This window comes from Actibacterium sp. 188UL27-1, assembly GCF_016901225.1.
GTDB lineage: Bacteria > Pseudomonadota > Alphaproteobacteria > Rhodobacterales > Rhodobacteraceae > 188UL27-1.
The window spans coordinates 243,825-267,488 of the sequence record NZ_JAFEUL010000003.1; the positions used below are offsets into that span (position 1 = coordinate 243,825).

Annotated in this window: 20 protein-coding genes; 10 read left to right on the top strand and 10 right to left on the bottom strand. The window is 60.7% G+C overall.

The window, feature by feature from the left end; genetic code table 11:
* The first annotated feature begins 56 nt into the window (after positions 1–56).
* The 3 genes from secB to IU397_RS06565 all read left to right on the top strand — a co-directional run bounded on the left by secB (position 57) and on the right by IU397_RS06565 (position 4,576).
* Positions 57–539, top strand: coding sequence for a protein-export chaperone SecB (gene secB, locus IU397_RS06555; RefSeq protein WP_204411907.1), 483 nt, complete (start codon positions 57–59; stop codon positions 537–539).
* Between the two features lie 90 nt (positions 540–629).
* On the top strand, positions 630–2,024 hold the full coding sequence (locus IU397_RS06560) for a 3' terminal RNA ribose 2'-O-methyltransferase Hen1 (protein WP_204411908.1): 1,395 nt from the start codon (positions 630–632) through the stop codon (positions 2,022–2,024).
* A complete protein-coding gene (locus IU397_RS06565) occupies positions 2,021–4,576 on the top strand; it encodes a polynucleotide kinase-phosphatase (RefSeq protein ID WP_204411909.1) in 2,556 nt (851 codons plus the stop codon). The genes IU397_RS06560 and IU397_RS06565 overlap by 4 nt, the downstream gene beginning before the upstream one ends.
* On the opposite strand, the gene IU397_RS06570 is transcribed toward IU397_RS06565, so the two are convergent.
* From IU397_RS06570 to IU397_RS06590, 5 genes are all read right to left on the bottom strand, one after another.
* Positions 4,577–5,362: an SUMF1/EgtB/PvdO family nonheme iron enzyme gene (locus tag IU397_RS06570; protein ID WP_204411910.1), complete on the bottom strand. Its 786-nt coding sequence runs from the start codon at positions 5,360–5,362 to the stop codon at positions 4,577–4,579.
* A 2-nt stretch (positions 5,363–5,364) separates the two neighbouring features.
* Positions 5,365–6,072 (bottom strand): SUMF1/EgtB/PvdO family nonheme iron enzyme, encoded by a 708-nt coding sequence (locus IU397_RS06575; RefSeq protein WP_204411911.1) that lies wholly within the window; start codon positions 6,070–6,072, stop codon positions 5,365–5,367.
* Positions 6,069–7,841 (bottom strand): caspase family protein, encoded by a 1,773-nt coding sequence (locus tag IU397_RS06580; RefSeq protein ID WP_204411912.1) that lies wholly within the window; start codon positions 7,839–7,841, stop codon positions 6,069–6,071. Before IU397_RS06580 ends, IU397_RS06575 begins: the two co-directional genes overlap by 4 nt.
* A 68-nt stretch (positions 7,842–7,909) precedes the next feature.
* On the bottom strand, positions 7,910–12,607 hold the full coding sequence (locus tag IU397_RS23835; protein WP_204411913.1) for a glycosyltransferase: 4,698 nt from the start codon (positions 12,605–12,607) through the stop codon (positions 7,910–7,912).
* Positions 12,608–12,637: 30 nt separating this feature from the next.
* Positions 12,638–12,967, bottom strand: coding sequence for a hypothetical protein (locus tag IU397_RS06590; RefSeq protein WP_204411914.1), 330 nt, complete (start codon positions 12,965–12,967; stop codon positions 12,638–12,640).
* A gap of 352 nt (positions 12,968–13,319) precedes the next feature.
* Here IU397_RS06590 and IU397_RS06595 point away from each other — a divergent pair, with 352 nt between their 5' ends.
* Complete coding sequence (locus IU397_RS06595; protein WP_204411915.1) at positions 13,320–13,790, top strand: Dps family protein; 471 nt, start codon at positions 13,320–13,322, stop codon at positions 13,788–13,790.
* A 21-nt stretch (positions 13,791–13,811) separates the two neighbouring features.
* Here IU397_RS06595 and IU397_RS06600 read toward each other — a convergent pair whose 3' ends face one another.
* From IU397_RS06600 to IU397_RS06615, 4 genes are all read right to left on the bottom strand, one after another.
* Positions 13,812–14,069: a DUF1289 domain-containing protein gene (locus IU397_RS06600; RefSeq protein ID WP_204411916.1), complete on the bottom strand. Its 258-nt coding sequence runs from the start codon at positions 14,067–14,069 to the stop codon at positions 13,812–13,814.
* A gap of 114 nt (positions 14,070–14,183) precedes the next feature.
* On the bottom strand, positions 14,184–14,669 hold the full coding sequence (locus tag IU397_RS06605) for a hypothetical protein (RefSeq protein ID WP_204411917.1): 486 nt from the start codon (positions 14,667–14,669) through the stop codon (positions 14,184–14,186).
* Positions 14,666–14,839 (bottom strand): hemin uptake protein HemP, encoded by a 174-nt coding sequence (gene hemP, locus IU397_RS06610; protein ID WP_204411918.1) that lies wholly within the window; start codon positions 14,837–14,839, stop codon positions 14,666–14,668. The genes IU397_RS06605 and hemP overlap by 4 nt, the downstream gene beginning before the upstream one ends.
* The gene (locus tag IU397_RS06615; protein ID WP_204411919.1) at positions 14,836–14,988 is read right to left on the bottom strand and encodes a hypothetical protein; all 153 of its coding nucleotides are present in this window, start codon (positions 14,986–14,988) and stop codon (positions 14,836–14,838) included. The genes hemP and IU397_RS06615 overlap by 4 nt, the downstream gene beginning before the upstream one ends.
* Before the next feature lie 159 nt (positions 14,989–15,147).
* On the opposite strand from IU397_RS06615, the gene IU397_RS06620 reads away from it, so the two are divergent.
* A complete protein-coding gene (locus tag IU397_RS06620; protein WP_204411920.1) occupies positions 15,148–16,809 on the top strand; it encodes an iron ABC transporter permease in 1,662 nt (553 codons plus the stop codon).
* Positions 16,810–16,857: 48 nt separating this feature from the next.
* On the opposite strand, the gene IU397_RS06625 is transcribed toward IU397_RS06620, so the two are convergent.
* A complete protein-coding gene (locus IU397_RS06625) occupies positions 16,858–17,883 on the bottom strand; it encodes an extracellular solute-binding protein (protein ID WP_204411921.1) in 1,026 nt (341 codons plus the stop codon).
* 225 nt (positions 17,884–18,108) lie between these two features.
* Here IU397_RS06625 and IU397_RS06630 point away from each other — a divergent pair, with 225 nt between their 5' ends.
* Genes IU397_RS06630 through IU397_RS06650 form a run of 5 tightly spaced genes read left to right on the top strand, consistent with a single transcriptional unit; the run spans position 18,109 to position 23,661 of the window.
* The gene (locus IU397_RS06630) at positions 18,109–19,554 is read left to right on the top strand and encodes a mechanosensitive ion channel family protein (protein ID WP_204411922.1); all 1,446 of its coding nucleotides are present in this window, start codon (positions 18,109–18,111) and stop codon (positions 19,552–19,554) included.
* Entirely contained in the window at positions 19,544–20,161 is a 618-nt protein-coding gene (locus IU397_RS06635) for a paraquat-inducible protein A (RefSeq protein WP_204411923.1), read from the top strand. The genes IU397_RS06630 and IU397_RS06635 overlap by 11 nt, the downstream gene beginning before the upstream one ends.
* Positions 20,131–20,760: a paraquat-inducible protein A gene (locus tag IU397_RS06640; RefSeq protein WP_204411984.1), complete on the top strand. Its 630-nt coding sequence runs from the start codon at positions 20,131–20,133 to the stop codon at positions 20,758–20,760. Before IU397_RS06635 ends, IU397_RS06640 begins: the two co-directional genes overlap by 31 nt.
* Positions 20,760–23,108 carry an intermembrane transport protein PqiB gene (locus tag IU397_RS06645; RefSeq protein WP_204411924.1) on the top strand — a complete coding sequence of 783 codons (2,349 nt, stop codon included), beginning with the start codon at positions 20,760–20,762 and terminating at the stop codon, positions 23,106–23,108. Before IU397_RS06640 ends, IU397_RS06645 begins: the two co-directional genes overlap by 1 nt.
* Position 23,109: 1 nt before the next feature.
* Complete coding sequence (locus IU397_RS06650; protein ID WP_204411925.1) at positions 23,110–23,661, top strand: membrane integrity-associated transporter subunit PqiC; 552 nt, start codon at positions 23,110–23,112, stop codon at positions 23,659–23,661.
* Positions 23,662–23,664 lie beyond the last annotated feature (3 nt).

Here is a 23,664-nt window from a genome sequence, read left to right on the forward strand (position 1 = left end):
CCTGACCTGACCTGCTAACGACCGCGCAACATAACAGGTTTGATCAGGAGTTTCCGATGGCCGAGGGCACAGAAAACGGCGCAGCCCCCCAGCAACCGCAGGTAAAAATGCAGGTTTTGGGCCAGTTTATCCGCGATATGTCGTTCGAAAATATTGTGGCGCAAAAGGGTATTCAGGGTGAGGTTCAGCCTGACGTTTCGGTCCAGGTCAACCTGGATGCCAAAAAGCGCCCGGTGGATAATCAGTATGAGATCATCCTGAAGTTCAACGTCGAATCCAAGAACAAGTCGGACGCCGCAACGCTGTTTCTGATGGAACTGGAATATGGCGGCATCTTCCTGATCGAGAACGTCCCCGAAGAGCAACTGCACCCGTTCCTGTTGATCGAATGCCCGCGGATGCTGTTTCCCTTTGTGCGCCGTATCGTCAGTGACGTGACCCGCGATGGCGGCTTCCCGCCATTGAATATGGAGAATGTCGATTTCCTTGCGCTCTACCGTCAGGAAATCGCCCGCCGCGCCGAAACCCAGCAAGCATAAACTGGCCGGGGCGCGACACCCGCGCCCTCGACGCGGCTTTGGTCAGCGGCTGCGGATCGGCGATCCCGCGGCCACTGGCAGATGAAATAGATGCAAATTGAACTGACATTGACCGCGCAGGCAGGGGCGGACTATTCCGCCCGCGACTTGGGATATCTGCTGCACAAGCATCCGGATCACGTTCATGTGCGCGACGTGGCCGCCGGTCAACTAACCATCTTTTATCCCGAAATATCCGATGACAGCACCACCGCGGTTGTGCATCTGAACGTGGATCCCGTCGCATTGGTGCGCGGCAAGAATGATCACAGCGACGGGTTGCTCAGCCAATATGTCAATGACCGGCCCTATGTCGCCAGCACGTTCCTGTCGGTGTCCCTGACCCGCGCGCTGGGGCAATCCATGTCGGGCAAATCCAAGGAACGGCAGGATCTGGCGGACCGCGAACTGCCCTATCGCGCCCGGATCCTGCCCATCGCCCTGGCGGGTGAACTTGATCTGGCCCGCCTCCTGTTTGAGCCACTGGGATATCAGGTTGAGATCCATGCGGTGGATGACAGCGCACGCGTTGTCGATCTGGTGATCAGCGGCACCACCCGCCTATCCGCCCTGCTCAACCATCTTTACGTGTTGATCCCGGTGCTGGACAACGCCAAACACTATTTCATCGACAAGGAAGAGATCGATAAATTGCTGGCCAAGGGCGAAGGCTGGCTTGCCACCCATCCCGCGCGGGACCTGATCACGCGGCGTGCTCTGAAACATCGCCGCGCGCTCATGAACATGGCCCTGGCCCGTCTGGATGAAAGCCTTGCGACGGATGACCTGGACGAGGATGAGCCCCGGCCCGAACCCGAAGAGCACCTGGAAACGCCCATCCGCCTGCATGACCTGCGGCTCGACGCGGTGGAACAGGTGCTGAAATCGCACCACACGGCCTCCGTCCTGGATCTTGGCTGTGGCGAGGGCAAGCTGATGCGCCGCCTGATCAAGGATGGCACCTTCACCCGGATCGTGGGCGTCGACCCGTCGGTCCGCACGCTCGAAAAGGCAAACCGGCGGCTTTACCTGAACCAGGCCAGCGACGCGATGGCCCAGCGCGTCACCCTGCAGATGGGCAGCCTCACCTATGGCGACCGTCGCTGGAAAGGGTTTGACGCGGCCACCCTGGTAGAGGTGATCGAACATATCGAACCGCATCGTCTGTCGGCCCTGGCCCTGTCGGTCTTTGGCGACGCCAAGCCCGGGCTGGTCGTGATGACAACGCCCAATCGCGAATACAACGCCCTGTTCGACGGGATGGAAGACGGCCAGCTACGCCACCCCGACCACCGCTTTGAATGGACCCGGGCCAAATTTCAGGGCTGGGCCGATGCCGTCGCGGCCCAATACGATTACACCGTGACCTATGCCCCCCTCGGCCCCGTTGACGACACCCATGGCGGCCCCTCGCAAATGGCGACCTTTACCAGGGGGGCGGCATGACGCAGATCTCCATCCCTGATTTCGCCCTTGTCGTGCTGATCGGCGCCACGGGGTCCGGCAAGTCCAGCTTTGCCCGCAAACATTTCCGAGAGACCGAGATTGTGTCATCCGACCAGTGCCGCGCGCTGGTGTCGGATGATGAAACGGATCTCGCCGCGACCGCCGACGCCTTTGATCTGTTGACCTACACCGCTGGTCTGCGGCTGAAGCGCCGGATGCTGACGGTGATCGACGCAACCTCGGTCAAGCGGGAAGATCGCGCCAAATTGGTGGCCCTCGCCCGCAAATACCACGCCCTGCCGGTCGCGCTGGTCCTCGATATCGACCCTAAGCTCTGCCACGAGCGCAACGCGACCCGACCCAACCGCGACTTTGGCGAACATGTCCCCCGCAACCATTCCCGCGCCCTGCGCCGGGGTCTGCGCAGCCTGCAAAAGGAAGGGTTCCGCCAGGTTCAGGTCATGAAATCGCCCGACCAGGTCGATGCATTGCAGATCACACGCGAACCGCTCTGGACAGATAAGCGCACCGATCACGGCCCGTTCGACATTATCGGCGATATCCATGGCTGTTTCGACGAATTGACAGAACTGCTAACCCGGCTTGGCTACGCCATCGACCCCTTCGATCCTGCGGCCGAAGATCTGATCACCGCCGCCCATCCCCAGGGACGGCGCGTGATCTTTGTCGGCGATATCACCGATCGCGGCCCGCAAAACGTCAATGCGTTGCGGCTGGTGATGGGAATGGTGGCCCAGGGCAGCGCCCAATGCGTCATCGGCAACCACGATTTCAAGCTGAACAAGTGGCTGAAAGGCAAATCTGTCACCCTCAATCACGGGCTCGACCTGACGGCGGCGGAGTTGGAGAAAACCTCCGACGCTTTCCGCAAAACCGTTCAGGACTTCACCTGGGATCTGCGCTCTCATCTTTGGCTGGCGGATGGCACGCTCGTCGTCGCCCATGCCGGCCTCAAGGCTGACATGCATGGCCGTGGCTCCGGCACCGTCCGCAACTTTGCCATGTTCGGCGAGACCACGGGTGAGGTCGATGAATTCGGCCTGCCCGTCCGCCTGGAATGGGCGCGCGACTATCGCGGTGCGGCGGATGTCGTTTATGGCCACACCCCCATGGCCGAGGCTGAGTGGCTCAACAACACCTTTTGCATCGATACCGGCTGCGTCTTTGGTGGCAAGCTGACCGCCCTGCGCTGGCCCGAACGAGAGACCGTCGCGGTCACCCCCGCCCGGCAATATGCCGAACCCGCCAAACCGCTGGACCACGGCCAGAACCTGTCCGCCCAGCAGGACCATGACCGGCTGCTCTATTTTGATGACTACGCCACCAAGATGCGGATCGAAACCCGGTTCAAATCCACCATCCAGATCCCCGAGGAAAACAGCCTTGCCGCGCTAGAGGTCATGAGCCGTTTTGCCGTCGATCCCCGCTGGCTGATCTACCTGCCACCGACCATGGCCGCTTGCCCCACAGCGCCCGATGGTCCGTTCCTCGAACACCCTGCCCAGGCCATCGCGCATTATGCCGACCGCGGGGTGACCGATCTGGTGGCCGAGGAAAAGCACATGGGCTCCCGCGCGCTGTTGGTCGTGGCCAGGGATGCCGGCACGGCGCAAACCCGCTTTGGTGTCGAGGATGGCAAGACCGGCGTGATCTACACCCGCACCGGCCGTCCGTTCTTCAAGGATGAGACGCAAGAGGCCCAGATCATCGACCGCGTCAGCACCGCCATGGCCAAAGCCGACCTGTGGTCAGGCCTGCAAACCGATTGGGTGCTGCTGGATGCAGAACTGATGCCGTGGTCCGCCAAGGCGCAGGTCCTGCTGCAAAAGCAATACCGCCCCACGGTCGCGGCTGCCCAAGCCTCCGCCGCTGCGGTGCTTGAGGCGATCAACCGCGCGCCCCACCTGGCCGAACTGGAACCGCTGAAAACCCTGTCCCAGCAGCAGGCCGTCAATGCCCAGGCCATGGGCCGCACCATCGATGGTTATTGCTGGGATGCCCCCAGTATCGATGACTACCACATCGCCCCGTTTCACATTCTGGCCACCGAAGGGCAGGTCCATACCGACAAATCCCATACCTGGCATATGGAGACCATCGAAAATCTGGCCCAGGCCGATCCGATCCTGAAACCCACGGGCTGGCGGCGCTTTGACAGCGGCAACCCCGATGACATAGCGGCGATCACCAATTGGTGGCTGACACACACCGCCGCCGGTGGCGAAGGGCTGGTGATCAAACCCACGGTGTTTCTGGTGCGGGGCGAACGGGGGCTGATCCAACCCGCGATGAAGGTCCGTGGCCGCGACTACCTGCGCATCATCTACGGACCCGATTACGACATGCCTGCCAATATTGAACGCCTGCGCAAACGGGGGCTGGGCCGCAAATTCTCCCTGGCGGAGCGGGAGTTTAAACTGGGCTTCGAAGGGTTGCATCGCTTTGTCGAACGGCTGCCCTTGTCAAAGGTCCATGCCTGCGCCCTGGCCGTGCTCGCATTGGAAAGTGAGCCGTCCGATCCGCGCCTGTAACTATTCCGCGTCGCGCATCACCCGAAACCCGACAGCCGAATTGCGCAATACGATCCGGTCGGCCCATTGCCCGTCATTGCGGAAATGCTTGGGGTTGGGCACGGTCCAGGCCGCACCCCGAAAGATCGCGTTGCTGCAATCGCCCTTCAGACAGGAATTGGTCCACTGCCAGACATTGCCCGCCACATCATGCAGCCCCAGCGGATTAGGCGGAAAGGCATCCACGGGTGAGGTGTATTCATATCCGTCGTCGCAGGTCACCATCTTGCGCGGATCCTCCGGATACGCCGCGCGGTACTGCGCGTCTGCTGCATTGGTGCGCTCGCAAACCTCGGTAAAATCATCGCCCCACCAAAACGCGGTCTCGGCCCCGGCGGCAGTGGTGGCGACCGATTCCTCATAGGTTGGCAAACGGTAAGGCTTGCCCGTCTGCGCGCTCAACCAATCGGCATAGGCAACGGCCTCCATCCAGTTGATGCAAACCACCGGGTGGTTTGGTCCCTGCTCAAACCCCGGATTGGCCCAACCAAACCCCGCCTCGTTGCGGAACCGTTTGGCAACACGGATATAACAGTTCTCAGTGCCAGACACATCCGTCGCCTCGGCAAAGGCCGTGAATTCCGCCACGGTCACGGGGTAGGTCCCCATGGCGGATCCATCGGCCATCACCGTCAGGGTCGGGCAGGTCTGGCAATCCGACACTTCATCGCCCGTACCCTCCTGCGCCAGGGCCGGGCGGGTGGTCGCAATACAGATCGCGGTCAAAGCTGCAAAATACTTCCACATGGTCACTCCTGCTCCCTCACGACGCGCATCCCATAGGTGTTGAACGGCACATTGGGCGCGTTTGAAATCCGCTTGGTCATGCGCAGATCCGATGGCGGGCTCGACCAACTGCCGCTCATCAACACCCGCTCCTCGCAGGCCGCGGATTTGCAATCGCTGGTCCAGATCCAGACATTGCCCACGGCATCCAGCACGTTGAACGGGTTGGGCGGATAGGTATCGACCGCCGTTGTACCCACCGCATCCAGCGGCCGACCACAGCCCAGGCAATTGGCCCGGTCCCGCCCGATCTGCTGGCCCCACCAGTAATTCGTCTTTTCAAATCCCATGACGGCATAGGTCAGCTCACTCGCCTTGGGCAGGCGGTAGGTCTGGCCGGTGGTCTCGGTCAACCAGTCGGCATAGGCCACCGCACCCTGATAGGTCAGGCAAACCGCCGGATGATTGTCTTCCTGCGGAAAATGCGGACGGTTCCATTTGCAGCCCCAGCCGCGATTGACGTAATTCGTGGCCTCGGCAAAGGCCCGGAACTCGGCCAGGGTGACCGGCGCCCGGCTCATATACATCCCGTCGGGCAGGATCACCAATTCGGGGCAGGTCTCGCAATCCTTCAGCACCCGCAATTCCGGCTGCGGCAGCAGCAATTGCGCCGTGGCCATGGTCGCCGGTACAAGGCACAGCGCCACCAAAAAGGCTGCAAAACGCATCATTGGCCCAAGCTCCGCAAAACCGGTTCCGCCCCGTCCACGCCCAGCGTGACGGCCACGGTCAGCAGGCTGCGGGCCTTTTCCATATCCCGCGCGCCACCGCGCCCATCCCGGTACAGGATGCCAAGGTTCGCCATGGCCAGCCCGTTGCCCTTATCCGCGGCACGGTCCAGCCATTCCCGCGCCATCGCCTCGTTCTGGCGAAGCCCGTGACCGGCCGACAGCATGATACCCGCCGCCGTCAGCGCATTGCTGTCGCCCAATGCCGCCGCCGACATCAACAGATCGACCGTCTGTTCCGGGGCCAACCGACCGGTCTGGGGTGCATCGATGGTCGCCTGGTAATTGCGGATGGCGCGCCGGGTCGGCGGGTCAAGCACACCCGAGATATCGCTGACCTGGTGGCCCAGCGCATTCAGCCCGTATTGCACGAACTGCACCGGGATCTGCGCGACCCGCCGCTTCACCTCCCGCTCCAGTTCGGCATCGGTCACATCCTCGGCGCTTTGTCCGGTCAGGGATTGGGCAATCTCCTCGGCCCGCTCGGTCGCATCCAATCGCTGGGCCGCCAGATCGCTGAACCGACCCTGGGGATAAATGGCCAGAAAGGTGCGAAAATCGCTGGGTGCGCGCGACGTCGCAATCGATTGCCAGTGGATCTCCTCAAGCGTCATCTGATTTCGGGCAATATCGTCCTGCAACTCCTGCAACTCTTCGCCTGCAATTTCCGCAAAGATCCCACCCGGATAGGCCTCGATAAACTCCGACCAGCCCCGTTCGCTATTGGTGGACCGCGCCAAAACGAAATCGGTCCGCTCCCGGTTGGCCAAGGCATCCACCTGTTCCAATGCGGTGATCTTCAGCTCGGCCAGTTGCGCGAAGGTGCCATCGGGAAAGTCCCGCAGGAAGCCCGCATAATCCTCTCGCCGGATACTGTTCGAGATCAGCTGCCACGCCTCCGTCTCACTGCGCTGGGCACTGTCCAACCGCTGCAACCGGTCATCCTGATTGAAATAAAACCGCCCGATCAAGGAGTTGTTCTCCCACGGCAATTGCCGCTGCCCGGTCGTGCGAAACACGTCCTGCCGGACATCCGCCATCATCAGCCGGATATCCACATTCGGCGTGTCGATATGATTCAACAACGCCTCCGTGAAGGGACTGTTGCGCCCCAACCCGTCATAGGCCACGTTCCCCGGCGCCGTCGCAAACGCAATGTATGATCCGCCCGAGGCGCGCACCCGCGCCAGACCGCGCCCAAACCCGTCCTGCTGCTGACCCACCGGAATGTCACTGGTCAGCGGGTTGTCGCGGCAGGCATCCAGCAAGACGATGCTGGTTTCAGTAAACTGGTTCATCAGGCCGACGATGCGATTCACCGTAACCGTCTCATTCGCGAAATCAATCCCCCGGCTGACCCGCGCATCGACCGGGATGATATGGTTCTCGTCACTCACCTGAATGCCGTGGCCTGCGTAAAAGAACAGCGACGTCTCCGCTCCGTCCAGCGCCTGGGCAAACTGCAAAAGGGCCGTCTGGAACCCAACCCGGTCCAGATCCGTGGCCAGGATCACCGTAAATCCCAGCTCATCCAGCCGCGCGGCAATATCCGTGGCGTCGTTGACCGGGTTCTTCAGCGACGGCAACACCCCCTCATAGGCAGAGTTGCCAACGACGAATGCCACCCGCTTGCCGGTCGCCTGCGCCCAGGCCCCCACCACCATCAGCGCCAGGAAAAGCTGCGCAAAAACGATCTGTCTGAAAACGCCCATAGCCAACAACCACACGATCTAAAATACGTTAACGAGTATGGCACAGCCAACCGACCACGCAAATCATTTCACCCAAGGCGCCGGTCCAGCCGCGCACAAATCTCATCATACATCTCGAACTCGACCGCATTCCTGCGCTTGAACGCCGCGATATCCTCCGGGTCGGGCTGCTCCAGCCGCGTCGTCTGGTTCTCATGCGGGACAAAGGCGGGCGGCGCCTTGCCAAAATGACGGCCCAGATAGGCCATACATTCCGGCAACCGCTCCAGCGTGCCGATGAACCAATACCGATCCAGCGCGGCCTGCCAGTCATCCACCCCACATTCAAAATGCTGCAGGAACGGCCCCATGCTGTTGCGCAGAAACGGGCCCAGCTCCTGAACCTCAAAATCGGGGTCGAAAAGCACACGCCGCTTATTCTCGAATGCATGGATCGACAGCGCGGTTTCCAGCGGTGACCGGACAAAGGTCACCCGCCGCCAGCGCTGGGGGTCCAGCGTTTCGGGATATTTCTGGTTCAACGGCATCAGATCACTGGCAAAATGGCCGCATAACATCTGATGCGGGGCGATCTGATCCAAATCCATCCGCAGGGGCAAAACCGTGGCCCAGGGCGCGCGGTAATCGCCCACCATGTGAAACCACGTCCCAAACATCTTTCTCACGGTCGTGCCGCCCGTCTTGGGCATGTGGTGAAACAGATATCGTGGGGCCACGGCAGGACCGGCCCCCTGATTCATCAGATGATCCACCAACCCGTCGCGATCCTCGGGCCGGGCCCGCACATCATTTAACGTCTGCCTCAGGGCCGCGCGCCGCTCTGCAGTCGCGATCAGGTCGCCTGCAATCCGCCGGTAGTCATCAACAGATCCCGCGATCAGCGCGTCCAGCCCATGATCAGCCAGCCAACCCGCGCCAAGATGGCCCCGCGCCGTCTGCCCGGCCATCGCAACCACGGGCAAGCCCGCCTGCAGCGCCGCAACCGTTGCCGGATCCGACAGCGGAAAACTGTCCAGATAAACATCACCCAGCGACAGAACCCCCAGCGCCTCCGCATCGGTTAGCGGCGGAAAGACCAGGATCCGGTCCCGCGGCACACCCGCCGCGATACAGGCCCGCTGCAATCGCTGCTCAAACCGGTCAGATCCGGGCCCCAATTTTTGGTCCTGGTCAAAGGGATGAAGGACCAGCAGCGCCATGTCATGATCGGCCAGGATCTGTAGCCAGGCGGTCAATAACGGCCCACCGATTTGCGCCACCGGCGCCCAACTGATCAGCATCACGCAATCCGGTGCGCTGGCAATCCGCCGTCGCAGCAGATCAACCGACGGCCCCTCTGCCGCCTCCACCGGTGGGGGGGCTGCGGCGCAACCCATGCCGGGGGCGATGATGACCTCTTCGGTAAAATCCGCCGCCGCACCATCAGGCACAGCCCGCGCGCCTAAAAAAACCTGATCCACCCGACTCAGCCCGGTTGTCACCGATGTGGTTGAGATCTGGCGCCGCGCCAGACGGTGGGCCGCCAGTTCCGCATAACGGGACTGACCGTGAACAATATCAGCCAGGACCATGACATCCAGATCCAGCCGCCGCACCTCTGTCACCATGTCGGCCACGTCGCGAGATGACAGGTCCAGCACCTCGGCCTCTGCAATGGGTTTCGCCTGATCGGTCAGACAGATAAAGGTCTCTGCCCCGCGATCTGTAACAGATTGAATGAGTTTAGAAATATCCGTACCACCCAACCCTGATACCGACCGGCGCAGTAAAAAACCGATCCGCCGGGGCCCAGCCGTCCGTCCGTCTTGCACAGCCAGATCCAAGGCATGCCCCTCGCGCAGCAATCGCGCCTCCAGCGCGCGTCCAAATATGGTTGCGTGGGGTTTCAGGTGACCTTCAGCCACCAGCAAGGCTTTCGGACCAAACCGGTCGACCATTTCCAGCGCCATGATCGCTTGCGGGCTGTCCGCGTTCTGGGTCGCGATGATCTGGCGCGCCTCTTCCATGATGCGGATCAGAAATGACTGGTACGCGCCCAGATCCATCCTAGGGGCGTCCGGCGGAATATCCGCCACCAGATAAGCGCCCACCGCTTTCGCGTAACGCGATATGCAGGGCGGTAGGTCATGCAGGGCAAAGTCAGACAAAATCCGATATGCCGGGCCACTGGCCATGGCCCGGGCCAGCCCCGCAACGCTGTCCGTGGCATCCGGCACGTCATCCCGCGGGGGCAGCGGCGCCGCCAGCCAGGCCAGCCTCGACAGATCATCCGCATCCATGAAATCCACAACAGCCTGCGGGCGCATGGTTTCCAAGGTGCCGATCACCTCATCGCGCAGGGTGGCCCGGTCTGTTGGGTCGGCATCGCCCTCCACCATATCGCGGACCCGCATCACCAGATCCGTCAGGGGTGGCCGGTAGATCACGGCATTGGGCTTTTGCCGGGTCACCGACACCTCTGGCAGGGGTGACATCCCGACAGACCATAAGCGCAGCCCGCCATGGGGCAATGTATGGTCGGGATTATCCCCCTGGCGCAAAGCGGCATTGATCTCAACCGTGATTAGGTTCTGACCAGCAGGGATGGCTGTCTCAGGGATCGGAACTTCGATCACCGCCCGCCCCATCAGGTGCAAGGTGGCCGCCGGGTCCCCGTTGATCAGCACGGCAACCACCAGATGACCCTGCGCCGCCACGGGGTCAAGCGGTTCAAGATCCAGCAAAAGCTGGGCCGCCGGGGGTAAACCTGTATGGCCGATTGACAGATGGGCCTGCGCCCCAAACATCGAAACTTCATGATCCGGCAGAAACTCCCACCCGCCACGAACAAAAGGGGCAAGACCGGGGCCGATGCCGCTTTGAATCAATTGATTGGGTATTATGATACCGCGATTATATGACGGATCGGCGGCAATCGGCAGCCAACAGGCCGTCGCAATCTCAACCGTGTCACCATCCATGAAATCGTCGGGCCGAAAGATCATGTGCAGGGTCAGATCACCCGCAAGCAGGCGTGTCCCCGCGGGGACACTCATCCGGCACAACGCATTTGGCCCGATAATGCCGTCCCAGACAGGTTCATCCCCGATTGTGGTAAACAGGCTGCCCGCAGGGTGATCCGCCGGAAACCTCAGCTGCAGCGCAACCGGTCCCTGCAACGGCGGATGGGCCAAGGCAAATGTACCACGGGCGGCACTGTCCCCGCGGGGACGGTGGTTTGCCACGGGCCAGGCCCGCTCGTCGGACACTGGCAAAACAATGGTACCTGGGGTCGCCGTCTCTTTCGGCTGCACCGTGATCGCCCCGATACTAAGCAGGCAGGGCGGTCGAAACAGATCACGCACCCGATCCCGAATTGTGGTGGAGGCAGCGCGAACGCGCAGCGTCAACTCCTCTGCCTCAGCGCCAAATCTGGGCAGCGCGGGAAGGTCAAAGGTAATGTCCTGCCCCGCCCAAACGGTCGTCATCTTTACCGGAGTGTCGTTATAAATGACATGCACCGAAAGCGGCTCGGCATCCTGTCCCCGCGGGGACAGCGTCACCGTCACCGGCCCCGAACTGGCCCGGTGAATGGTAAACGCACCGGTATCGGCACAAAGGGCAAAGGCCTCCAATTCATAATTGTAAACCCATTCAGGCCCGGTGAGTGTCGCAAGCAGATCCAGCGGAGCGGCCCCCCGCTCCACAGACAGGGCACCATTGAACGGACCGCGCGGTTGGATACGGCCGCGGTTGCGCGGGCCCAGCAAAATTCTGCGCAAGCGCGCGACCCAAGTCGGGCGTTCCGTGGGGTCCGCCACCCACCGGGCCAGGGCCGGACTGAACAGCAGCAAGATACGCAGCAGCACCAATGCCGCATTAAGCCGCCGCGCCCCACCGGCGGGAAAATGGCGCAGGGCCCGGCGCAAAAAATTGGTCAGGTCTGACCTGTCCGGATGGCGCTGGTGATTGATCAACCGGGTGCGCACTGCGCTGACCAGCAATTTTTCCTGATGGGCCACGGGAACCTGGCCCCGGGTGCGGCGGGCCATGGCGATCAGATCCAATCCCGCATCGGAGACATCCCTGAGGCCGCGATGGGCCGTCCAGATCAGTTCGACGCCATCACGAAAAAATCCGTTATGCCCATGGGCGCGGTACTGCGACAGGGTTTGCGACAGATGGATCATCGGCGCAGTCAGAACCGCGGCACGGATCAGCAGGGCGTCGGCACTGATCTTCCACCGCGCGGCCGGCAGCGGAAAAGCCCAAGCCAGTGCGGCCCGGCTAAAGACATTGCCGCTGGTCGGCATGAACGGCAGGGTCAGGCGGTGCAGCAACCGGGGCAGCGCATCAACGGGCGGCACCGTCATTGGATAGGCGCCGATGGTCTGACCGGCCGTGTCGATCACATCCATCGGATAGCTCAACCCGGCCAGGCCCGGCACCCACAGGCGTTTGATCACCGCAATGGCATGGTGCAGGAGGATGTCATCGGCATCCAGAAACAGGATCAGATCGCTTTTGACAGCGGCAAATCCGGTATTAAAGGCCGCGGCCTGGCCCCCATTATCTTGTAGGATGACCTTTATGTGGGGGTATCCCGCAAGGATCTGTCTGCTGTTATCGGTCGATCCATCATCGACGACAACCACCTCATCCGGGGCGATCGTCTGGGCCGCGACGCTGCTGAGACAACTGGGCAGAAAGTGACCGTAATTATAGTTGGTGATGACCACGGCCACGGTTGGCGGATCGGGACACACCGGTTGGGGAGGGTCTGTCACGGCATCTTCTTCACTGCGACGAATGGGGGATTACCCGCTATAGCCGTCGTCACCACCGCGAAGTCCGGTCGACTGCTCGGACCGGCGAAGCAACCCAAGCTGGGCCTGGACATTGGACGGAAGACGCCGAACGGTGTCAGGCTCAAGATCATTGACGACATCGCGCGGAATGCTGCGCAAGGCATTGGGCGGCAGCGATATCAGCAACGGGCGCGCCAGCTGACTTTCAGGATAGGCGTTCAAAAACCGGACAGCATCCGCCGGGTTTTGGGTTTGCCGGGCTTGATCGAACATCGCCTTTTCACGGGAGCTGACGGTTATGGTGGGTCGGTCGGTCTGCGCCTGGCCCGGTTCGTCCATCACACATCCCGCGACGGGAAGTGTTCCCAAAACAGCCCCTAAAATCAAACGTTTGCCCAATTTCGGCATTTTATGATCTGTACTCATGCGCGCGGTACCTAAAAATATCAGATAAAGGTTAACATCAAACACATCACGAGACAATCGGAGTGGCATGACAACGTCGGGCACCGCGCATAACAAGCGGTGGCAGATACCGCAAATCCAGGTGATCGACGGCATTCCATCACAAAATTAGAATTATTCTAAAAAGTGCTTGTCCCCGGCGGGTGCGTCCCTATGTCATGGTCAACAAGCCAGCCAGCATTGCCGCAAGCCAGCGAAGAAAAGACCATTGAACAAGGGAAACGAGATGACCCAGACAGCTATTGCCCTGAACACCGATGCGCAGGCGGAAATCGCGGAAGCGTTGAACCAGTCAGTCGCCGAAACAACTGTGACAACGATGCTGGCGCAGAACTTTCACTGGAATGTCACCGGCATGGCCTTTGGTCCGCTGCATGAGTTGTTCCAGAAGATCTATGAAGATCACTTCGAGGCGCAGGACGATCTGGCCGAACGGATCAAGGCAATCGACAGCCATGCCGAGGGTACATTGGCCGGTATGTTGAAGCGGTCAAAGGTGCGCGAGCATGACGGCACCGCGACCGATATCGATATGATCAAAGCGCTGTTGGCCGCGCAGGAGACGCTGGCGGCGACGCTGGCCGGTGCCGGTGAACTGGCTGCAAATCACGGCGATACCCTGACCGAAGACCTGTGCATCGCGCGGGGTCAGGTCCATGAAAAATTCGCCTGGTTCCTGCGCAGTCACTTGCGGTGATCCAATGGTGACGGCGGGCGGTCACGCCGCCTTGCGCACAGCCGGGACCGGTTTGACCTTTTTCTTGAGGCATTTGCGCAAGTAGACCGGCGTCCAATGACTGTACCTGCCCAAGTTTTTCTGCTGGGCCACGAGCATCGCGACAAATGCATCGCGGTGCTTGTTCGTTTTCAGCTTTTTGAACAGGCTTTTCTGCGGCTTGGTCATGGAGCAGCCGATGCAGTGCCCCTGGCGTTTGAACTTGCAGACATCGATGCAGGGGCTGGGTGTTTTCGACATTGTGGCGAAACTCCTGTGGGATATGGGCAATGCCCGTGCCTGGGGGAGATGTGGCGGGCCGCGCGACGTGGCACAACCCGGTGGTTCAGTCGGTTGCAGGTTGGGAACATGGCATCACTGCAACCGCACAACGGTGCCTGATCGCGGAACATCGTCATGCACATGGTGGGCAGGGTCGGTCATCTTGCGCGCGCATTGACCCACCTGCCCCGCAAGGATGGCCAGATGTTCGGCCTGGGCCGCGTTGACCAGCAGCGTTGCCACCATGGCGGCATCATTGATCTGGCCCGCCGACGCCGTGCCGACCATATGTGCAAACACGCATTCATCGGATCCGACACAGGAACAGCAGACCTGATGGCGCACGAGCGGCCGGTGCGCATGCTGCATGAGCGTTGCGATCAGTTCCTGAAACAGGGCGATCTCTTGTCTGGCGCGATCCTGGGGAAAGGTATTGTGGTAGTCGGCACAGACCTGTTGTTGGCCGCGGGTCCCATCGCACCACAGGCGCAGATTGAGAATCAGGGAGGCCTGCCACGCCGCTATGCTGGCCAAGGCACCGACGGGAGCACCGCCGCGCAGGGCCTGTTCGGTGTTCATTTCGTGAGGATCAGTTTGCCGGATCGTGTGATCCGCAAGTAGTAGACCTGTTGATCCAGCGTCAGGCAGACCTGAACGCCATCCTTGATCAAATCGCGCGCATCATACGTGTCCATATGCACGGTTTCGGGGGACGGTTTAAGCTGCGGGAGTTGGGTCATGGCGTTCATGAGGCATGTTCCAGTCGGTCCAGTAGCGCATCAAGGTGTTGGTCGCACGGATAGAGGCCGGGGAGGACGAGGCGCAGCACGACCTCCCACTGAAACGGGGAATGGCTGGGGGAGATCGAGGCGGTTCGGTCTGAAGTCTGCGGTCGCATGGCGGCCTCCGTTTGGTGCGGATGGTCCGGGCTGCCCGAAGGTGGCTGAGGAACTTCGTATATTCTTGATTATATTAGTAGGGTTAGTCAATCCTGATTATTGTTATCGGATTAGTTTCCGAATTGCGGATGGCCCCTTTGGTGAAGTAGGCATCGGGGATGCTGGAAAAACGCCATACCTTGCCCGGAGAACGCCAACGGTGGTTGCCAGCCCCGTCGGTGCTGAGCGCCGTTATGGTGGCAGGACTTTGCCTGTTGCCGATGGTCAGCGTGGCGGTGGCGGCGATGGTGGGATCGCTGGAGACCCTGGCGCAACTGGCAGAGACGGTGTTGCGCCGCTATGCGCTGACGACCCTGTGGCTGCTGCTGGCCGTCATGGCGCTGACCGCGACGGTTGGCACAGTGACGGCGTGGCTGGTGACGATGACCCAGTTTCCCGGGCGCCGGGTGCTGGAGGTTGTCCTGGTGCTGCCGCTGGCCTTCCCGGCCTATGTGCTGGCCTATGCCTATACCCATGTGCTGGATCATCCCGGCGTTGTGCAGACCGCGCTGCGGGAGGTGAGCGGATGGGGGCCGCGGGATTATTGGTTCCCTGAAATCCGGTCATTGGGCGGGGCGGCGGCGATGCTGGCCCTGGTCCTGTACCCTTATGTTTATCTGTTGGCGCGCGCCGCGTTCAAATCGCAAAGTGGACGGGCGTTTTCGGCAGCGCGGGCGCTGGGCCGGTCACCGTTGCGCACGTTCTGGTCGGTCTCTTTGCCGATGGCGCGGCCTGCCATTGCCGCAGGCACCATGCTGGTGGCGATGGAGACGATCGCGGATTACGGCACGGTGTCCTATTTCGGGGTCCAGACCTTTGCCGTGGGGATCTACACAAGCTGGTTTACCCTGGCGGACCGGGCGGCGGCGGCGCAGCTTTCCCTGGCGCTGCTGGGTTTTGCGCTGTTGCTGACGGTGCTGGAACGGATCAGCCGCGGGCGGGCCAGTTATGCCAACGGGCGCGTCCAGGATGAGATGCCGCGATTTCAGCTGACCGGTGGACGGGCCGCGATGGCATTTGCCGCCTGCGCGATCCCGGCGATCCTGGGAAGCCTGCTGCCCGCCGCGATGCTGGGACAGATGGCGCTGGGATCGGAGCAGGATCTGCTAAGCCCGCGCTATCTGGCGTTCATCCGCAATTCGATCACGCTGGGCGCAATTGCGGCCGTGGTAACCGTGGCGGCCGCCCTGTTGCTGGGCAGTCTGGACCGGACGCGGCCCACGGGCCTGACCGCCGGGGCGCTGTATGTCGGGCGGATGGGATATGCGGTGCCGGGCGGCGTGATCGCCGTGGGCCTGCTGGTGCCGTTTGCCGCGCTGGATAACGGGATGGATGCCCTGTTCAGGGCACAGTTCGGGATATCGACGGGGCTGCTGTTCACCGGGTCGATCTGGCTGCTGGTTGCGGCTTACATGATCCGGTTCATGGCCGCTGCAATCGGATCCTATGAAGGCGGTGCGGCCACGATGAACACCAACATGGACCTGGCCGCCCGGGTCCTGGGGCAAAACCGATGGGGCGTGGTACGGCGCGTGCATTTCCCGCTGCTGCGCCCCAGTTTGCTGACCGCTTTGCTGATCGTGTTTGTGGATGTGATGAAGGAGCTGCCCGCGACCCTGATCATGCGGCCCTTCAACTTTGACACGCTGGCGGTTCAGGCGCACAGATTAGCCTCGGACGAGCGGTTGGAGGGGGCTGCGGTGCCCAGCCTGGTGATCGCAGCAATCGGATTGCTGCCGGTGATCTTGCTGTGCCGACAGATCGGTCGCGACCGGTCATGACAAAGGGGCGCAACGATGCGCCCCAATGTGATCGTCTGACCGATCAGCTTATTCCCAGCCGACTTCGGTAAAGATTTTCTGGGCGGCAGGCACATTCTTGGCAACCTTGGAAAGATCAACCGCATCGGGGCGGAACATGCCAAGGGTGGCCACGGAAGCTGACAGGCCAACACCCGGGACGGCAGGAAATTCATCATTGCCCGCAGAGAAATACTGCTGCGCCTGGTCTGACGCCAGATATTCCATGAATTTTACGGCATTGTCCTTGTTCGGGGCATTGGCGGCAACGCCACCACCGGAGAGGTTCATATGGGCCCCTTCGGCATTTTGCGCGGGAAAGACCCAACCGATATTCTCCATCGCGTCCTTGGGCAGGCCATCGACATCGGTGCGGACAGCACGGGCAAAGTAGTAGGTGTTGGAAATGGCGATGTCGCATTCACCCGAAACCAGGGCCCGCAGCTGATCGGTATCGCCACCTTGGGGTTTGCGGGCGAAGTTGTCGACAAATCCCTGCGCCCAGGTTTTCGCCGCCTCTTCCCCGTGATTTTCGATCACCGCGGCCAGTAAGGTTTGGGAATACACGTTGGTGGAGGACCGGTGACAGACCTGACCCTGATAGGCGGGATCGGCGAGGCTGACATAATCCATGGGGGGGGCCGTCACGTCGGCCTTGTCGTAAAAGACAATCCGGGCGCGCTGGGAAAAGCCGAACCACTGATTGTCTGCATCCTGAAGGTTGGCCGGGATGCGCGCCTCCAGCATGGGGCTATCGATGCTTTGCAGGATACCCGCCTCTTTCGCGCGTTCCAGCCGCGAGGTGTCCACGGTCAGCAAGACATCCGCGGGAGAGTTTGCCCCTTCAGCTTCCATCCGGGCAATCAGCTCGTCCGCCTTCCCTTCGATCCGGTTGATCGTGATTCCGGTCTGTTCGGTAAAATCAGAATAAAGCCGTTCATCGGTGTCGTAATGGCGCGATGAATAAAGGTTCAGTTCGCCTTCTGCGACCGCGCCCGTTGCGAAAACAGCCAATGCTGACATCGCCAGCACCGATGTTGAAGTGAAGGATGGCATGTGTCTCTCCCTAATCTGTATTACCCTTACAGAAATACTCAGTTACATGTCTTGCCGTCGTCAGCAAGCCTTTCTGAGTGTTATTGTAGGAATAGATATGGCAGGACCTGATCCGGGATTGGACAGAAATTTCCCCTGAACTTTCAACTATCGCAACCAAGTACGATCCTATAAGTTGATCGCTTAGGCGGGTCTTTGATCTACCCGACGATACCGGAGGCGCCCTTGGCAGGACATGATACAGGGCAAACCAACCCAGCCGAAACTGGCGCATCGGCGGACAACCCTGAAACCATCGAAAGCATCGCGGAAGACCTGATCGGGAGTGTTTCCCCGGCCGTGGATTACGGCGCGCAACTGATCGAAGGATTCAGCAAACAGTTTTCCTCAATCGACGGGCTGATCGTTCTGGCGGTGATTTTAGGTGCGTTTCTGGTGGCCTGGCCCCTGGTACGCCCGGTCAATCGCATCCTGGACGAAACGTGGCCCACCGTAGATGGCAAGAAACCCTATCTGGGTAGCGTCAAAAGCGTGGTCAAACGGATCACGCTGCCGATTGTCACCGTCATCCTGCTGTGGATCGCCGTTCCGATTCTGGAAAGCCTGGGGATCACCAATGACATGCTGCGCGTCGTGGCCAGCATGTTGCAGGCCTGGATCGTCATAAATGTGTTTTCAGCCATCGTGCGCGATCCGTTCTGGTCCCGTATCTTTGCGGCATTGGCCTGGTTTTTGGCCGTTCTTTACATCCTGCGTTTGCTGAATCCGCTGATCGCGACAATGGAAAGCGTGGGCATTTCCATTGGATCGGCACGGATCACCATTTTTGACATGATCAAGGGTGCAGTGCTGCTGGTCCTTTTGATCTGGGCCTCGCAGGCGTTGGTTGGGTTCGTGCGGTCGCGGTTGAGCCGGTCTGCAACATTGAACCAATCGATCCAGACCCTGATCGCCCAAGCGGTGCGGCTGACGGCGATCTTTATCGCGGTTCTGATCGCGCTGAGCGTGATCGGGGTGGATCTGACCGCCTTGGCCGTGTTCTCCGGCGCCATCGGTGTGGGGATCGGCATTGGTTTGCAGGCCATTGTGGCAAACATGATGGCAGCCGTGACCCTGATGCTGGAAGGATCGATCAAGATCGGCGATTTCATTGAACTGGAAAATGGCACCTATGGTGAGATCAGGGAGATCACGACACGGGCCACCCGGATCAGAACGACGGATAACGTCGATATCCTGGTTCCCAATTCCGAGTTCATCAATGGCCGGGTGACCAACTGGACCATGCGGGACCGGTATCGCCGCATGCGAATCCCGTTTGGTGTGGCCTATGGCACAGATAAGGAGCTGGTAAAGACAGCGGCCCTGGAAGCGGCGGACGGCATCCCGCATGAACTGACCGGCCCCGATGCCCAGCCCGCAGATGTTTGGCTGGTGGGGTTTGGCGACAGTGCGTTGAATTTCGAACTGGTCGTCTGGCTGAGCCCGGAGGCCGTCAAACATCCCGAGATCGTCCAGGCCGATTACAACTGGGCGCTTGAGACTGCGCTGGCGAAACACGGGATCGAGATCCCGTTCCCGCAGCGCGATCTGCATATCCGGTCGGGCGAGTTGCCGATCCGGCGCGGCGCCCCGGCCCCACTAAAGACGGTACACGCCCATGAGCCGTGACAACGATCTGGTGATCTGTCCGGTTTGCGACAGCCTGTATCGGGTGAATGCCGCGGACCGGACGCGCCCGGCGCGCTGTGGCCAATGCGGCTATCGCCTGGTTCTGGGCAAGCCCGACGCGATTGCCAGCGTGGTGGGCATGGCCCTGGCCGCGGCGATTCTGATGGCGGTGGTCGTATTCACTCCGTTCCTGCAATTGACCGCCGGGACATTCACCAGCCGCGCATCGGTCCTGGATGTGGTCTTGGCGTTTCAGTCGGACATCATGGTGCCGCTATCAATTTCGGTTCTGGCCTTTATCGTTCTGTTGCCGTTGGCGCGGTTCGCCTTTCTGACCTATGCGTTGATGCCAGCCGTGTTTGACCGCGCGCCATTGCCCGGGGCGGCCGTGTCCCTGCGCTGGGCCTTTCAACTGAAACCCTGGGCCATGGCCGAGATCTTTATGGTGGGGGTCGCCGTGGCATTGGTGAAACTGAGTGGCATGGCCACCCTGACGATGGGCCCGGCCTTTTGGGCCTTTGTCGCGGTGGTTTTGCTGAACGCCTACGGAGACGCGCTGATGTGTCGAACAACATTATGGTCCGCCGTATCAAAGCCGCGCCCGTAATTACGGCCCGGGCCGCGGGCCTTGTGGGATGCCAGATCTGCGGCAAGGTCACGCAATTGGGCGAGACGCGTTGCCCCCGGTGCTATGCCAAGTTGCGCAGCCGGGACGGCCACAGTCTGCAAAAGGTCTGGGCCTGGATGATTGCGGGACTGATCGCCTATATTCCCGCCAATATCTATCCGATGCTGATCACCACCCAGGCCTTTCAACGGCAGGAAGCCACGATTGTGGGCGGGGTGATCGACCTGATACATTACGGATCCTACGGCGTGGCGGCGATCGTGTTCATTGCCAGCGTGTTGATCCCTGTGGGCAAGTTTCTGGTGATTGGCTATCTGGCGTGGATCTTGCGGCGGCCCCACAAACTGGATCCGCATCGGTTGCATCTGTTTTACGAAATTGTCGAGTTCATCGGACGTTGGTCGATGATCGATGTTTTTGTCGTTGCCATTCTGGTGGCATTGGTTCGCTTTGGGATATTGGCCACCATCAATCCGGGGATCGCTGCAGTGTGTTTCGCGCTGTCGGTCGTGTTCACGATGTTGGCTGCGCAAAGCTTTGACTCGCGTCTGATCTGGGATAGGATAAAACGGGGCTGATGACCGATCAAACAGAACTGCCTTCACCGGATTTCGAACAGACGCGACGGGGGCTTACCCTGGTCTGGATCATGCCACTTTTGGCGGTGATCGTGGCGCTTGGTGTGGTTTGGCGCAGCTATAGTGATCTGGGGCCGCTGATCCTGGTGCGGTTTCCCGATGCCGCCGGGATCAAGGTGGACGAAACCCCCCTGCGTTACCGTGATGTCGAGGTGGGACAGGTTGAGGGCGTTTCCTTTTCCGGCGATCTGCGAAGTGTGGACGTGGCCATCCGCGTGGATAAGGCCATGGCTCCTTTTATCGATAGCGGCGCGAGCTTTTGGTTGGTGCAACCGGAAGTGTCTGCCCGGGGGATCACCGGGCTGGATACCGTTCTGTCCGGCGTCTACATCGAAGGTAGCTGGGATGGTGTACCCGGTGAACGGACGAGCGAGTTCAACGCGCTGGAACGGCCACCCCTGGCACGACCCGGCGAAACCGGCACGCAGATCACCTTGCGCTCCAGTGACGGGCGCCAATTGGCTGCAGGCGCGCCGATCCTCTTTAACGGGATCGAGGTTGGGCGGATCGGAACACCGAGCCTGTCGGACGATGGCGCCGTCGTGACGATGAGCGCGTTTGTCACCGAGCCCCATGACCAACGCCTGACCACGGCCACGAGTTTCTGGGATTCCTCAGGCTTTACCATCGGGTTGGACACTGGCGGTGTTTCGGTTGATGTGGATAGCCTGGCCGCACTGATCGAAGGGGGCATCAGCTTTGGCACGCTGGTATCGGGCGGAACACCTGTAGAACCTGGCCATGTATTTGAGATCTTTGGCAGCGAAGAGGATGCCAGGACCAGCGTTTTCAGCGGCACGGCAAATTATGCCGCCGCGATCCTGCTGGAGAACAACGTGGCCGGTCTGACCCGGGGCGCGAATGTCCGGTATCAAGGCATCAAGGTGGGCGAGGTTCAGGATATCTCCGGTTTCGTGGATCCGGATGACGCGGGCCGCGGTGTGCAACTGTTGGCGCGCCTGCAACTGAACCCGCGGCGCCTGGGTATCGAAGGGACATCAGACAGCGATGCGATCACCGATGCCTTGGCAGACCGGGTGGAGAACGGATTGCGGGCCCGGCTGTCCTCTGAAGGGCTATTGGGGCAAACCATCGTTGTCGAGCTTTTGGATCTGCCGACAGCGGGCTTGGCCACATTGCGAACCGATCTGACGACGCAGCCGTTGCTGCCGACGGTGGAAGCCAGCCTGACTGACAGCTCCGCCACGGTGGACGGGTTGGTGGAACGGGTGAACAACCTGCCGATCGAAGATGTGATGACATCCGCCATTGACCTGATGGACAGCGTCACGCGCCTGGCCTCCAACCCCGAGACACAGTCGATCCCGGCGGAGGCGCGGGGGCTGCTGCAAGACGCCCGCACCCTGGTCGGATCAGAAGAAATCCGGCAAGCGTTGACAGACATTCAGACGGCCACGCAGGAAATCAGCACACTGGCCACGACAGTTGGCGACAGCGAAGGATTAACAACGCTTTTGACGGCATTGGAGCAATCGGAAACCATCGTGCGGAACCTTGCGACAGTCTCTGAGGGGTTGCCTGGTCTGAGCGAAGATGTTGCAGAGGTTGTTCGGGACATAGGGGAGTTGCCATTGGGTGATCTGACCCGCTCGGCGACGTCGACCGTGGCGCGATTGCAAACGTTGCTGGCGGATGAAAGCATTGCGCAGATTGCCCCGTCCCTGGCCAGTACATTGCAGGAAGCCGACACAGCATTGCAGGAATTGCGGGCCAGCGGTGCCATCGCGCAACTGGACGAGACGTTGACCAGTGCGGCGACACTGACCAATTCACTGACGGAGTCCGCCGCGGATATCGGCCCGATCCTGGATGATATCGCCGTTGTCGTGAGGGATGTGCAAGGCCTGCCGCTGCAGGATGTCGTACAGTCAAGCAATCGCGTTATCGAACGGCTTGAGACGGTCCTGTCTGCCGACGGGATCGAGGATATTCCAACAACATTGTCCGCCGCGTTGGTCGAATTGCAATCTTCGCTCAAGGAATTGCGCGAGGGCGGGGCTGTTTCCTCCCTCAATGCGACGCTGGCCAATGCCGATGCTGCCTTGCAATCGGTGGAAGAGGCCGCACGTTCCTTGCCCGCCTTGGCCCAGCAGTTGGACGGATTGGCCAGCGATTTTGACAGTTTGATCGCATCCTATGGTGAACGGTCACGGTTCAATCAGGACCTGCGTGATGCCATCCGCTCTGCCACCGATGCTGTGGATGCGATCCGGTCATTGGCGCGGACGATTGAACGTAATCCCAACTCTCTCATTACAGGCCGCTGATATGTTCCGTTTCGCGATGCTCTTGTTAATATCTGTGGTGGCCGGTTGCGGCGGTGCGCCGGACCAGCTTTTGTTCCAGACGCCATCATCGGAACTGAAGGTTCGGCCCAGCGTGCGCACGGTCGAAGTGATGCAGGTGTCATTGCCGACATATGCGGAGGCGCAGGAAATCTCGGTCCAGAACGAAGGCGGCACACTGGAACAGGTGCCCGGGATCCTATGGGCTGATGAGCCTGCGCGCGCCCTGACCAACGGCATGGTGCGCCTGTTGTCATCGATCACCGGCGCCCGGATCGCCGCAGAGCCCTGGCCGCTGGATGGGTTGCCAGAAGCGGAGTTGACGATCCGCGTAGAGCAGCTGGCAGTTTTGCAACAGGGGCAGTTGCGCCTTTCCGGACAGTACGGTTTGCGGTATGACAACACCGGGCGTCGCGGAAAATTGCGGTTATTTGATATCACTGTTCCCCTTGTTTCGACATCACTTACGAGTATCTCTGCAGGGTATACTGAGGCTTGGACACAACTGGCTGAGAAGATCGCGCGCGATCTTTAGATA

Excerpts from the sequence above, each read along its gene's own strand:
- IU397_RS06565 (WP_204411909.1), top strand. The coding sequence starts at position 2,021 with ATGACGCAGATCTCCATCCCTGATTTCGCCCTTGTCGTGCTGATCGGC.
- secB (WP_204411907.1), top strand. The coding sequence starts at position 57 with ATGGCCGAGGGCACAGAAAACGGCGCAGCCCCCCAGCAACCGCAGGTA.
- IU397_RS06620 (WP_204411920.1), top strand. The coding sequence starts at position 15,148 with ATGCTGGAAAAACGCCATACCTTGCCCGGAGAACGCCAACGGTGGTTG.
- IU397_RS06625 (WP_204411921.1), bottom strand. The coding sequence starts at position 17,883 with ATGCCATCCTTCACTTCAACATCGGTGCTGGCGATGTCAGCATTGGCT.
- IU397_RS06640 (WP_204411984.1), top strand. The coding sequence starts at position 20,131 with ATGGTCCGCCGTATCAAAGCCGCGCCCGTAATTACGGCCCGGGCCGCG.
- IU397_RS06580 (WP_204411912.1), bottom strand. The coding sequence starts at position 7,841 with ATGGGCGTTTTCAGACAGATCGTTTTTGCGCAGCTTTTCCTGGCGCTG.
- IU397_RS06600 (WP_204411916.1), bottom strand. The coding sequence starts at position 14,069 with ATGTCGAAAACACCCAGCCCCTGCATCGATGTCTGCAAGTTCAAACGC.
- IU397_RS06560 (WP_204411908.1), top strand. The coding sequence starts at position 630 with ATGCAAATTGAACTGACATTGACCGCGCAGGCAGGGGCGGACTATTCC.
- IU397_RS06595 (WP_204411915.1), top strand. The coding sequence starts at position 13,320 with ATGACCCAGACAGCTATTGCCCTGAACACCGATGCGCAGGCGGAAATC.
- IU397_RS06635 (WP_204411923.1), top strand. The coding sequence starts at position 19,544 with ATGAGCCGTGACAACGATCTGGTGATCTGTCCGGTTTGCGACAGCCTG.
- IU397_RS06570 (WP_204411910.1), bottom strand. The coding sequence starts at position 5,362 with ATGTGGAAGTATTTTGCAGCTTTGACCGCGATCTGTATTGCGACCACC.
- IU397_RS06645 (WP_204411924.1), top strand. The coding sequence starts at position 20,760 with ATGACCGATCAAACAGAACTGCCTTCACCGGATTTCGAACAGACGCGA.
- hemP (WP_204411918.1), bottom strand. The coding sequence starts at position 14,839 with ATGAACGCCATGACCCAACTCCCGCAGCTTAAACCGTCCCCCGAAACC.
- IU397_RS06605 (WP_204411917.1), bottom strand. The coding sequence starts at position 14,669 with ATGAACACCGAACAGGCCCTGCGCGGCGGTGCTCCCGTCGGTGCCTTG.
- IU397_RS06590 (WP_204411914.1), bottom strand. The coding sequence starts at position 12,967 with ATGGACGAACCGGGCCAGGCGCAGACCGACCGACCCACCATAACCGTC.
- IU397_RS06650 (WP_204411925.1), top strand. The coding sequence starts at position 23,110 with ATGTTCCGTTTCGCGATGCTCTTGTTAATATCTGTGGTGGCCGGTTGC.
- IU397_RS06615 (WP_204411919.1), bottom strand. The coding sequence starts at position 14,988 with ATGCGACCGCAGACTTCAGACCGAACCGCCTCGATCTCCCCCAGCCAT.
- IU397_RS06575 (WP_204411911.1), bottom strand. The coding sequence starts at position 6,072 with ATGATGCGTTTTGCAGCCTTTTTGGTGGCGCTGTGCCTTGTACCGGCG.